The 12,198-nt window shown below is 40.7% G+C and carries 9 protein-coding genes and 1 pseudogene; 7 read left to right on the forward strand and 3 right to left on the reverse strand.

The window, feature by feature from the left end:
* The first annotated feature begins 34 nt into the window (after nt 1-34).
* From ACFIMP_RS03830 to rimJ, 3 genes and pseudogenes are all read left to right on the forward strand, one after another.
* On the forward strand, nt 35-421 hold the full coding sequence (locus ACFIMP_RS03830) for a YMGG-like glycine zipper-containing protein (protein ID WP_375671762.1): 387 nt from the start codon (nt 35-37) through the stop codon (nt 419-421).
* Complete coding sequence (locus ACFIMP_RS03835; protein WP_375686038.1) at nt 421-2,283, forward strand: ABC-F family ATP-binding cassette domain-containing protein; 1,863 nt, start codon at nt 421-423, stop codon at nt 2,281-2,283. The genes ACFIMP_RS03830 and ACFIMP_RS03835 overlap by 1 nt, the downstream gene beginning before the upstream one ends.
* A gap of 571 nt (nt 2,284-2,854) precedes the next feature.
* Nucleotides 2,855-3,418: pseudogene (rimJ, locus tag ACFIMP_RS03840) on the forward strand (ribosomal protein S5-alanine N-acetyltransferase).
* Nucleotides 3,419-3,956: 538 nt separating this feature from the next.
* On the opposite strand, the gene ACFIMP_RS03845 reads toward rimJ, so the two are convergent.
* Nucleotides 3,957-4,217: a DUF2312 domain-containing protein gene (locus ACFIMP_RS03845; protein WP_005774567.1), complete on the reverse strand. Its 261-nt coding sequence runs from the start codon at nt 4,215-4,217 to the stop codon at nt 3,957-3,959.
* A 262-nt stretch (nt 4,218-4,479) separates the two neighbouring features.
* Here ACFIMP_RS03845 and ACFIMP_RS03850 point away from each other — a divergent pair, with 262 nt between their 5' ends.
* Nucleotides 4,480-4,968, forward strand: coding sequence for a DUF1036 domain-containing protein (locus ACFIMP_RS03850; protein WP_273790491.1), 489 nt, complete (start codon nt 4,480-4,482; stop codon nt 4,966-4,968).
* Entirely contained in the window at nt 4,965-6,401 is a 1,437-nt protein-coding gene (gene pyk, locus ACFIMP_RS03855; protein ID WP_375686013.1) for a pyruvate kinase, read from the forward strand. Before ACFIMP_RS03850 ends, pyk begins: the two co-directional genes overlap by 4 nt.
* A gap of 1,476 nt (nt 6,402-7,877) precedes the next feature.
* Here the strand turns inward: pyk and ACFIMP_RS03860 are convergent.
* Both ACFIMP_RS03860 and ACFIMP_RS03865 read right to left on the reverse strand, forming a co-directional pair.
* Nucleotides 7,878-8,267: a cell division protein ZapA gene (locus ACFIMP_RS03860; protein ID WP_375613188.1), complete on the reverse strand. Its 390-nt coding sequence runs from the start codon at nt 8,265-8,267 to the stop codon at nt 7,878-7,880.
* A 12-nt stretch (nt 8,268-8,279) separates the two neighbouring features.
* Nucleotides 8,280-8,555, reverse strand: coding sequence for a DUF4164 domain-containing protein (locus tag ACFIMP_RS03865; RefSeq protein WP_005774573.1), 276 nt, complete (start codon nt 8,553-8,555; stop codon nt 8,280-8,282).
* A 335-nt stretch (nt 8,556-8,890) separates the two neighbouring features.
* Between ACFIMP_RS03865 and tkt the strand changes: the two genes are divergently transcribed.
* Nucleotides 8,891-10,897, forward strand: a complete 2,007-nt coding sequence (tkt, locus tag ACFIMP_RS03870) for a transketolase (protein WP_375611738.1) — start codon at nt 8,891-8,893, stop codon at nt 10,895-10,897.
* A 203-nt stretch (nt 10,898-11,100) separates the two neighbouring features.
* On the forward strand, nt 11,101-12,108 hold the full coding sequence (gap, locus tag ACFIMP_RS03875; RefSeq protein WP_375613190.1) for a type I glyceraldehyde-3-phosphate dehydrogenase: 1,008 nt from the start codon (nt 11,101-11,103) through the stop codon (nt 12,106-12,108).
* Nucleotides 12,109-12,198: the final 90 nt, after the last annotated feature.

A 12,198-nucleotide genomic window follows, 5' to 3' on the forward strand; every position in this document is an offset into this window, starting at 1 on the left:
ATATGTATTGATCTTGAGAAGGAAAGGTTTTGATATGTTAAAATCAATTTTTAAAGTGGCCGTTGTTGCAGCCATTGGTTTCAGTTCAGTCGCTTGTACTACAAATGATGAACGCGTTGCACGTTACGGCGTAGGAGGAGCAGCAATCGGTGCTTTGGCTGGAACTGCTATTGCTGGAAGTACGCCTGGAGCAGCACTTACCGGTGCAGCATTTGGTGCTTTGGCTGGAACAGTAACAGGTGCAGCTGCAAATCAAAGAAAACAACAAAGACAGGCATCACAATTGTGCACGTATCGTGGTCGTAGAGGGCATGTTTACCAAGCACCTTGTAGACAAAGAGTTCCTGTACGGCAATTGTGTGCTTACCGTGATGCAAGAGGGGTGATGTATAAAGCACCTTGTCCGCGCCGCGTTCGTTAATGGCGGTGCCGCTTTTGCGGCTTGACCGCATTTTCTTAAATTTTGGAAAAACGCCTTTGCTCAATCAAGCTTCTTTATCGGTTGAGCAGGGGGCGCGTATTGCGTTGGTTGGCCGTAATGGTTGTGGAAAGTCGACCTTATTAAAAATTGCCGCAGGAATATTAGAACCTCATGGTGGCGAAATTTTTCGCCACCCGCGAGTAATGCTCCGTTATGTCTCACAAAATCCGGATTGTTCAGGATTTGAAGATATTAATGCTTATATGGAAGCGGGGCTGGATGATATATCTGATGTTCAGTGGATTAATACGCTTCGCACAAATTTAGGGTTTTCTGGGACGGAAAAATTGGAAACGCTTTCGGGAGGCGAAAAGCGGCGTGTTTCATTGTTACGGGCCATTGCTGCAAAACCCGATATTTTGTTCTTAGATGAACCAACCAATCATCTTGATTTACCAACTATTGAATGGCTGGAAGCTGTTTTGGCTTCTTTGCGTTCAGCGATTGTGGTGATTTCCCATGATCGACGATTTTTAGAAAATGTTACACGGTCAACGGTATGGCTTGATCGTGGCACAACCAAAAGACTGGAAAAGCGTTTTTCTGAGTTTGAAAATTGGCGTGATAAAGCACTGGAAGAAGAAGCCATCGAACAGCATAAATTGGGGCGCCAAATTGCTCGTGAAGAGCAATGGTTGCGTTATGGCGTGAGCGCACGGCGTAAGCGTAATGTACGGCGCTTAGGCGAATTAAAAGACTTAAGACAGCGTCATCAAACCTATAAAGGGCAGCCAGGAAATGCACTTTTGACAGCAGCAAAAAGTCATGATTCTGGGCAATTGGTGCTTGAAGCAAAGAAAATTTCAAAATCCTATGGTGATCGCATTATCGTGAAAGATTTCTCTTTGCGCATTCAGCGGGGTGATCGAATCGGTTTGGTAGGACCCAATGGAATCGGAAAGACAACGCTCCTTTCTGCATTAATTGGGCAAGAAGCCGTGGATAGTGGAACGGTGAGGCATGGCTATAACCTCTCTATGGCATTGCTTGATCAGCAACGTATTTTAAATGAAGAAGAAACTTTAGCGCATTATTTAACGGGAGGAAGAGGTGATACTCTTGTGATCAATGGGCTGGAGCGGCATGTCGTTTCTTATATGAAAGACTTTTTATTTTTACCGGAACAAGCTCGCACTCCCCTTAAAGAATTTTCAGGGGGAGAAAGAGCACGCCTCATGCTTGCACGACTTCTTTCTCGTCCTGCAAACTTTTTGATTCTTGATGAACCGACCAATGATTTGGATATGGAAACTTTGGATTTGTTGCAAGAATTTATTGCTGATTTTGCGGGGACAGTATTGTTGGTCAGCCATGACAGAGACTTTTTAGATCGTACTGTAACGCATATGTTGGCACCTCAAGGTGATGGTCATTGGGTTTTGTATGCGGGCGGCTATAGTGATATGATGGCGCAGAACCAGCATGCTCTTCGCTTACAACGCAAAAGAACAGAATTATCGCAGCGTAAAGCACCTTCAAAATCTCATGCGGGAGAGCTTTCAAAACAGGATACATCAACAGATGATCGCTTGATAGGGCGGGAGAAAAAAACACGAAGTAAATTGTCTTATAAGCAGGTTTATGCATTGGAAAAATTGCCTGAAGAAATTGCTGTTTTACAGGACGAAATCAAAAAAATTGAGCAAGAACTCTCTGATCCAGCCCTTTATCGCAGTGATAAAGAGCGTTTTGAGCGTTTATCAACAACGTTGGAAAAAAAGAAAAATACTTGCACACAAAAAGAAGAAGAATGGTTAGAACTTGAAATTTTACGCGAAGAAATGGAAGCGTGTTCACGGTAATGTTTCAGATATTAATATCTAAACATTTTAATTCGTATTGCATCATCGCTTTTCTTTAATTTGTTACAAGAGTTTGTGGCTGATTTAGCGGGAACAGTGTTGTTGACGAGTTATGGCAGAGACTTTTTAGATTGCACTGTAACATATAGCATCTCAAGGCGATGGTCATTAGGATTTGTATATGGGGGGACAGTGATATGATAGCGCAAAACAAACATGCTCTGAGCTTACAAGGCAAAGAAACAAAACTACCTTTGCCGTGAGTTTTTTCAAAATTTCGTATATGGAAATATGCCAGTTCCATTGCATATTTTGCTCGCTCTTAGTGTTGCTATAGCGCCCCTTGGAATTTGAGAGCATTCATAAGAAACATGCCCTTGTCTTTACCTTATGCTTTAAACATACCACCCCCGCTTATGATGGAAAAGCAAATGATCCTCATTAATTCTAACGTAAGAAGTGTTGTGATGAGGAAAGCTTACTGTATTTGATGTTATAATTTAAGTTTAAAAATGATGATTTGTTAAGATAAATCAACGTGTTATTGCAACATTTCTAGGAGGAGAAAATGATGGCAATTAAAACAAAGCGAACAATTTCCACATTGATCAGTTTAGAAGATGCAGCTGAACTGTCTTCTTATTTCCTCCGTAATGCGAATCATCTGCGTCCTTTTGAACCTGTTAGATCTGATGGTTACCACAGCCTAACAGCTTGGGAAACACGAGCCAATGCATTTGCTTATGAAAGCGCACAGGGACAAGCATACCGATATGCTGTACGATTAAAAAATGAAAACACAGTCATCGGTGTTGTGAATTTTACAAATGTGGTTCGGGGTGTTTTTCAAGCCTGTCATCTTGGTTTTTCTCTTGATGAAAAATAACAAGGCAAAGGTCTCATGTTTGAGAGTTTATCGGCTCTAATACGCCATATCTTTCATGTTTATCATCTGCATAGAGTGATGGCAAATTATAGACCTGAGAACATAAAAAGCGAACGTTTATTAAAACGCCTTCATTTTGAAAAAGAAGGCTATGCCAAAGACTATTTGATGATTTCTGGAAAATGGAGAGATCACATTCTAACCTCTCGAATCAATGATCTTTATGAGTCCGTTAATAGATTCGAATAAAGTTTTGTTAAGGGTCTTTTTATCAAATGTGTAAATATGCTGCACTTTTCCCTATCCTAAAAGACGAAGATCCTTAACCACCTCTTCTTTTGTAAACAGTTCAGACTCTCGTTTAGCGGATTTCAACGGCTGACCGCTTTCATATGTTTCTTTGCGTAGATAATAAATTGATTTATCATCATAATTCATTTTTTTCAATTTGAAGAGAGTCCTCAATATCGGAAGACTTTCTCATTTCAAATTTATTGATGTTTAATCATAAAAACACCTCTCTTGCACATCACAAACTGAGTTGGCATAGGTTGGCATACAAGTGAGGGTTTATGTGGATAAAAATTATTGAAGAACAAGAATAAAAATTCTCTGTATAAATCCTTTTAAATGTGAGGGCTGTTGCAATATTGTGTATTCTGTGACCGATAGTCTCGTTACAAGTTACACAAACGGCTTATTGTTGGGTGAAATTTTTATACATTCATTTATTTTTTGCCATTTGTATTTTCTTTTCTTAAGAAAATTTCCAATGTTATCAATGGTTTTAATTCATACCAAGCGCATTTTTATAAAGTTCAATGATTGCTTCTTCTTCCATTCTTTCATGCTCTTCTTTTTTACGCAGCCGTATAATGCTTCGAACAGCTTTACTATCAAAACCAGAGCCTTTAAGTTCAGTGTAAACGTCTTTAATATCATCAGAAATGGTTTTTTTCTCTTCTTCTAGTCGTTCAATACGTTCGATAAAAGAGCGTAATTGGTTTACGGATATAGCGTGTGTTTGATCGGTTACTGTATCGTTCATTGTATTTTTCTCCAAGTTATATATTTTAAGTTGTTTTTCGACGACGAATTTATGTTAAAAAAGCTTGAAAACAAAAAGTAAATCAAGCTACACAGCTTTTTTACAAATTGACTTTAAATATTTTGTAAAATTTTTAAGATATATGCATTGATAAAAGGGCTATAAAAAGAAAAATATAAAAATATACGTTTTAGATTTGAAAAGCTTTAAAAAAAGAAATGTGTAATTTGTTTTGAGAATTTGGCATTATAGAGGAAGTTTTGTGATTTTAAAAAAGCGATATTGGGTGTTTCAGAAAGGATTAAAAGTTTTTCTCTTGAGCATTTTGCTCTTGTTTCCCCTTGTTGTTTTTGCAAAAGCTGACTTTAGAGTTTGTAATACAACCCAACAGTCTGTAGGGGTTGCTCTTGGATATCGTACATTTTCAGGGTGGGTGAGCGAAGGCTGGTGGACGGTACCAGTGACGGAATGTAAAACTTTAATTGAGGGGCCCCTTGCTTCACGGTTTTATTATTTTTATGCGGAAGGGGCACAAAAAAAAGGGAACTGGGCAGGCTCTGTGACCATGTGTGTGCAAGATAGCCAATTTACTATTCAAGGGGTTCATGATTGTTTCCCTCGAGGATATCAAAAGGCTGAATTTAAAGAGATCGATACCGGAAATCAAACCAGTTGGATGGTACAGTTGACGGATGAGTCTTTGTTAAACAATTCAGTTATACCTTCTCTTTCAGGAAATTCTCCACCGTGAAACGTGCACGTAAAGTAAAAATTATTGCGACTCTTGGTCCTTCTTCTTTTTCTCGTTTGATGATTGAGAAGCTTTTTAGGGCAGGAGCAGACGTTTTTCGTCTTAATATGAGCCATACTGATCGTGATATGCTGGGTGATTTGGTCGAGTCTATACGAGAAGTTGAAAAAACAGTTCGACGCCCCATTGGTATTTTGGTGGATCTTCAGGGGCCAAAACTGCGTGTGGGGCGTTTTGCTAAGGGGCAAGAAGATTTGCGTGTTGGGCAAAGCTTTACATTAGATAATCGCGATGTTCTTGGCGATGCGCAGCGTGTTTTTTTCCCTCATGAGGATGTATTTGCGGCTGTTAAACCAGGGGACCGGTTGTTGATTGATGATGGAAGGGTGGAACTGCGCGCGCAAGTATGTGATGATCACTTTGTTCAGTGCCGCGTGGTTGCTGGTACCCGTATTTCTGATCGAAAAGGTGTGAGTTTTCCCGATACAATTTTGCCTTTTGATTCGATGACGTCAAAAGATAAGGAGGATCTTCAGGCTCTTTTACAGCAGCCTGTTGATTGGGTTGCTCTTTCTTTTATTCAACGTCCAGAAGATATTATGGCGGTGCGTCAGTTGACGAAAAGTAAGGTGTCTTTGATGGCTAAAATCGAAAAGCCTCAAGCCTTGGAGCATATAGAGAAGATTATTGAAATTTCCGATGGTATTATGATTGCACGGGGTGATCTCGGTGTGGAAATGCCTCTGGAAAAGGTCCCTGCACTTCAGATGGAGTTGATAAAAGCTTGTCGTTTAGCTGGAAAACCGGTTGTGGTGGCAACACAAATGCTCGAATCAATGATCACATCTCCTGTTCCCACACGCGCAGAAGTGTCGGATGTTGCTACAGCAGTTTATGCAGGAACAGATGCGGTGATGTTGTCTGCTGAATCTGCTTCTGGTCGTTATCCTGAAGAAGCTGTGCTTATGATGGACCGAATCGCGCGACAAATCGAACAGGATCACACTTATGCCGCTCAGGTTGGAGCACAACATCCAGCACCAGAATCAACAGGAACGGATGCGATTTCTCTTGCTGCGCGTCAGATTGCTGAAACACTTGCTCTATCCGCTATCGTTGCCTATACGGCTTCAGGAACAACGGGGGTGCGCGCCTCTCGTGAACGCCCTAATAGACCGATTATTGCTTTATCGCCCATTGTGGAAACAGCAAGGCGTTTGGCTTTAGTTTGGGGGCTTCATTGTGTGGTCACGCAAGATGCTCGCAATTTAGAAGATATGGTTGATCGAGCAGCAGCCATTGCATTTCAGGAAGGCTTTTGCCAAGGAGGGGATCGTTTCCTTGTAACAGCCGGTGTTCCTCTTGGAACGCCCGGTGCGACAAATCTCTTGCGTATTGCTTCTGTCTCTCAAGATGGAACGAAAGGGATTTGAGCCGTTTACGCATGGTGTTTTTTCATGCGCCTTTGAACAGGCTTTAAAAACAACGGGTGTGCGCTTCTTGTGAATGCCTCCATAGACCCATTATTCTTTTATCTCCTATCGTAAGATAGCAAGGTGTTGCATTAGGTCGTCCAGTTTGGGGATGGAAGCAGATGCGGTGATGTTGTCTGTTGATTTTTTTTTAGTTCTGAGGAAACTGCTTTTACGGTAGGCATTTAATGGGAGCCCCCCTTTTATTTCATTGAGACAGATTGGGGATTGCTTTATTGATGTTTATACGAGCGAGATGTTTATTGATAATGAGAGTTCATTCTTTCGCTTTTTGGATAAGAGCCTTGAAATTTTTCCCATTTTAAACTTTTGCAAACAGAATTGAATAAAATTAAAATTATGTGCCTAAAAAATCGTACTGGTATGTTATGAGAAAAAGTGATGGGTGAATGTGTTTTTAAAATATGCTTTGTCGAAGCATTTGCAACATATTGATTTATAATGATAATTTATCGTTATTAAACTTGAATTAGAACCCCGAATTCCGTAAGATTCTCTTAAATTTATTTATGTTTTGTTAATTATAACTCTTTGCTTGTACGTCACAAGCGGGTGGGACATGTGGGTAAAAATTGTACAAGAAAGGCATAATTCTTATGAACCGTTTTAAGAGCCAAGGGGGCTGTCGCAATATTGAGGGCTGGTTATAATGATGGTGCCGACTTGCTCTTTTATTAAGCTTGGAGATTTTGGGTGGTGGGGAGAGGAATATGGATTATTTGTTATAAGGATAAAAATAGCGGTAGAGGATGTTTTCAAGAGCTATTATTGTTGTTTATGATGTTTGAGGTTGTATGAGATTAACATACTCTTCGGTTTTGACTTTTTTCTTGCTCTAAAGGATGAAAATACTTAATTCACGCTGGTTTATAAATGATACGGTTCTTTTCGGTGGGTTTCATCGGATGGACATCTCAGGTGCAAAGACTCCATGGTGCTTATAGTATCAAATAGCGGTGTTTTACGGTATAATAGATAAGGTTATTTTTTAATATATATTGAATCTGCTTGATATTATCTAAGGGGCAAGGATTTTTGGGCATGCATTCATAGGGAACATGAATATAGCTCTTTTTTTCGAAGGGTGCTTTATTTGTTTGTTGCTGTTGTCATTTATATGATTTTTTTACAATGATGTTGATTTTGTTATCTTATTGCGCGGTTAAAAGACATCTCATTTGAAATGTGGTGATATAAGGCAGTCTCCTTGATGTAGGAAGCGTTTGTGCGGAGGTGAAATATTCAGGGTAGGGCTTTCTTGTTGAGGTTTAAGTTAATCCCATAAGTCGTGAGTAGCTGGAATCCTTCCTATAAAAAACCAGACTGTTTACACACTGGTGTGGGTTTAAGAATTTTTATCCTGTGAGATGTGGCGGACAAGTCAAATCTCTGGTTTATTATGCGCTGATGTACTTTTTAGAAATCTTCCTGTTCCTGTTCTTGTTCTTGAAGGTTTGTGCGGTTTTGATCATCTTTGAGCAATTGGTTTGTGAGATTTTCAATGCGTTGTGTGGTGTCACGCATAATTTTCCCCATGGTGCGGTCTCTTTCGTTGTGGAGTCGTAAAAGAGTATTGTAGTCTTCTTGTAATTTTTTATTTTCTCGTTTTATTTCTTCCATTTCATCAATAATCATTATGCCAGCCATAACCGATAAACGATGGTCGCCAATTTCACCAAAATTGTTCTTTAAATGTGTGATATATTGATCCAATTGAGCAGCAAGCGCAATAAGACGACGTTCTTGTCCTTTGTCACAAGCCATGCGATAAACTTTACCATCAATGGTAACGGAAACAGTTTCCATACATTCAAACCTTTATCTATCAATGACAACACGAATTGTTTCCATTGCTTTAATAAGACGTTTGGAAACTTCTTTGTTTACGGACTCTAAGCGTTCAATTTGGGCTTCAGCTTTGTCAAGCGCTTGGGCAAGATGGCTGCGGTCAGCATTCATTCGTTGGATTTCTTCTTCCCATTCGTTATTTTTATCAATAACGGCATTGCGGTTTATTATGGTGATCTCTAAAGTTCTAAGTGCCTTTTCTAGGTGCTCTAAAGCATCTTGTAGAACTGTAGTCTCTTGGTTCATTGCTTTTATCCTTTGGGTAATTGTATCCTTTATCAATGTGTTATGCAAAAACGAATCACTTTCACTCTTGTGTTGTATGCATTTTATTTTTAAGTATGTAGGATATTTTAGCAAGCAAAGCAGGGGATAGATATAAATTAAAAGCTGGATTTTTTGCGCGTATTGGCATAAATGACATGGATATACAGAACGCGTGAGGGGAATGTTATTAATATTATTGAAGTGGTGGCAAAAAGTCTCACGCTAATGGTTAGAAAATAGTATTTCTTGGAGAATTTTAAGAGAATACGGAAAAAGCAACAGAATAACGTATTTAACGAAATGGTCGAGTATTCATGACAAACACCCACCAACAGAATCAGATGGCCAATGCTATCCGTTTTCTTGCTATTGATGCGATTGAAAAAGCAAATTCTGGTCATCCGGGCTTGCCAATGGGAGCAGCCGATATTGCTACGGTTCTTTATACAAGATTCCTTGCTCATGACCCCAAAAAACCTCGCTGGCCTAACCGTGATCGTTTTGTGTTATCAGCAGGACATGGGTCTATGTTGCTTTATGCTCTCTTGTATCTTTCTGGTTATGAAGATATTGGCATTGAAGATCTCAAAAACTTTCGCCAATTAGGAGCAAAGCTTGCTGGGCATCCAGAATATGGGCATGTGGCGGGAATCGAAACAACGACTGGTCCTCTCGGACAAGGGTTGGCGAATGCCGTGGGGATGGCGCTTGGGGAACGTTTGCAAAATGCCCGTTTTGGTGATCTTATCAACCATTACACTTATGCGTTGGTGGGCGATGGATGCCTTATGGAAGGGATATCTCAAGAAGCACTTTCCCTTGCTGGTCATTTGAAACTCAATAAGCTTATTGTGTTGTGGGACGATAATAATATTTCTATCGATGGAGAGATTTCCCTTGCTGACAGTACAGATCAGATTGCGCGTTTTAAGGCATCTGGTTGGGAGACACATAAAGTCAATGGGCATGATCAAGCTGCAATTGCGCGGGCTATTGAGGCGGCACAAAATTCCGATAAACCAACTTTGATCGCTTGTAAAACAACAATTGGCTTTGGAGCACCCAATAAAGCGGGTACCAATAAAGTTCACGGAGCCCCTTTGGGCGCACGAGAAATCACTGAAACCCGTATCGCGTTAGGGTGGGATGCTGAGCCTTTCGTTATTCCAGCCGATATTCTCGATAATTGGCGCTTGGCTAGTCTCAATGCTGCTAAAAAACGCCAAAAATGGGAAGAAAAATTTGCTGATCTTCCTGTCTCAGAGCGTGTGGAGTTTGAAAGATTGATGCGGGGCGATCTCGTGGGCGGATTTGATGGCGCTATTGATACTTATAAACAGAAATTGGTTGAAGAGCGCCCCGTTGTTGCTACGCGTAAAGCTTCGGAAATGGCTCTTGAAGTGATCAATGAAGTCGTTGTTGAGACTATTGGTGGTTCGGCTGATTTAACCGGATCTAATAATACAAAAAGTAGCCAGATGAAAAGTATCTCTGCTGAAGATTTTTCAGGGCGCTATCTGCATTATGGAATTCGCGAACATGCAATGGGAGCTGTGATGAATGGTCTTGCCCTTTATGGCGGCTTTATTCCTTATGGGGGAACCTTTTTATGCTTTTCTGATTATATGCGTCCTGCTATGCGTTTGTCTTCTCTCATGGGGTTGCGGGTGATTTATGTCATGACTCATGATTCTATTGGTCTTGGTGAGGATGGTCCGACCCATCAACCCGTAGAGCATTTGGCTTGCCTGCGTGCAATGCCTAATCATTTTGTGTTCCGTCCTGCAGATGCTATGGAGACAGTCGAGTGTTGGCAATTGGCTTTGAAAGCATGCGGGACGCCTTCTACCTTGGCTTTAAGTCGACAAAATCTACCGCTTTTGCGTCAAGAGTATGAAGAAGAAAATCTCTGTATGCTTGGTGCTTATGAATTTCTAACAGCTAGCGATGATGCACAAGTGACGCTGTTTGCTTCTGGTTCAGAATTGCAAATTGCAGTGGAGGCACATGCAGTGTTAGAAGAAAAAGGCATCCCAACGCGTGTGGTTTCTGTGCCTTGTTTTGAACTTTTTTCTCAACAATCTCTCTCCTATCAGCGTGCTCTCATTGGAGATGCACCGATTAAAATTGCCATTGAAGCTGCTGTCGCCCAAGGATGGGATCGTTTTATTGGCTGTGATGGTGTGTTTATTGGTATGGAGGGCTTTGGGGCAAGTGGAACAATTGATGCCCTTTATGCGCATTTTGGTATTACTTGGGAAAATGTCGTTGCCACCGTTGAAAAAGAGCTGGAAAAGATCAAAGAGGAAAAGACAAAGTGACAGCTTGTGTTGTCATGAATGGGGTGATTGTAGGGCATCATATTCTGTGCAGTGCTGTGGATGATCTTGTGCATTATTGTGGATAAGTGAGTGAGTGATCAAGATATTGACATTGTGGGAATTAATGATTTTGGATTGGTGAAATACCCATTTATTGTGTTTTAAATGTTGTGCTTTTAAAAATTGATGAGGAAACATGTGAAATGACAGTTCGTGTTGCAATTAATGGGTTTGGTCGTATTGGTCGCAATATTTTACGTGCGCTTGTGGAAAGTGGACGACAAGATATTGAAGTGGTTGCAATTAATGATTTGGGATCGGTGGAAACAAATGCCCATTTATTACGCTATGATTCAGTTCATGGGCGTTTCCCTGGGATCGTTAAGGTGGTAGGGGATGCTATTGATGTGGGAGGTGGTTTAATAAAGGTATGCGCAGAGCGTGATCCTGCTCAATTGCCTTGGAAAGATTTGGATATCGATATTGCTTTGGAATGTACGGGCATTTTTACTGCGCGTGATAAAGCAAGTGCTCATTTAGATGCGGGGGCAAAGCGTGTTCTTATTTCTGCGCCTTCTGAAGGAGCAGATCTTACGGTTGTCTATGGGGTTAATCATCAATCTTTAAGCAGCGAGCATCGCGTTGTTTCAAATGCTTCTTGTACAACCAATTGTTTGGCGCCTGTTGCACAAGTTTTACACAACACGGTGGGCATTGAAAAGGGCTTTATGACAACAATCCATTCTTATACGGGTGATCAACCTGTGTTGGATACAATGCATCGGGACCTTTATCGTGCACGTGCGGCAGCTCTTTCTATGATTCCTACCTCAACAGGAGCGGCAAAAGCTGTGGGATTGGTCTTACCAGAATTAAAGGGATTGCTTGATGGTGTATCGATTCGTGTTCCGACCCCTAATGTTTCTGTGGTTGATTTGACATTTATCGCTAAGCGTTCCACAACAATCGAAGAAATTAATACAGCTATTGCTACTGCTGCACAAGGTTCCTTGAAGGGCGTTTTGGACACTACAGAAGAGAAACTCGTGAGTTGTGATTTTAATCATAATCCTCATTCAGCTATTTTCCACAATGATCAAACCAAAGTGATTGATGGTAAGCTCTGTCGCGTTCTGGTTTGGTATGATAATGAATGGGGCTTTTCTAACCGTATGAGTGATACGGCAGTGGCTTTTGCTAAGACAATATAAGAGGACCTCAGGGTCCTCTTTTTATAGGGAAAAGTCTCATTTTTGTGCAATTTTGAGAAAAACAGATAGAGGCTGTTGTTCTCATGCGCT

The organism is Bartonella sp. AP65SXKL (assembly GCF_042195725.1).
GTDB lineage: Bacteria > Pseudomonadota > Alphaproteobacteria > Rhizobiales > Rhizobiaceae > Bartonella.

Excerpts from the sequence above, each read along its gene's own strand:
- ACFIMP_RS03830 (WP_375671762.1), top strand. The coding sequence starts at position 35 with ATGTTAAAATCAATTTTTAAAGTGGCCGTTGTTGCAGCCATTGGTTTC.
- tkt (WP_375611738.1), top strand. The coding sequence starts at position 8,891 with ATGACAAACACCCACCAACAGAATCAGATGGCCAATGCTATCCGTTTT.
- ACFIMP_RS03865 (WP_005774573.1), bottom strand. The coding sequence starts at position 8,555 with ATGAACCAAGAGACTACAGTTCTACAAGATGCTTTAGAGCACCTAGAA.
- ACFIMP_RS03845 (WP_005774567.1), bottom strand. The coding sequence starts at position 4,217 with ATGAACGATACAGTAACCGATCAAACACACGCTATATCCGTAAACCAA.
- gap (WP_375613190.1), top strand. The coding sequence starts at position 11,101 with ATGACAGTTCGTGTTGCAATTAATGGGTTTGGTCGTATTGGTCGCAAT.
- ACFIMP_RS03860 (WP_375613188.1), bottom strand. The coding sequence starts at position 8,267 with ATGGAAACTGTTTCCGTTACCATTGATGGTAAAGTTTATCGCATGGCT.
- ACFIMP_RS03835 (WP_375686038.1), top strand. The coding sequence starts at position 421 with ATGGCGGTGCCGCTTTTGCGGCTTGACCGCATTTTCTTAAATTTTGGA.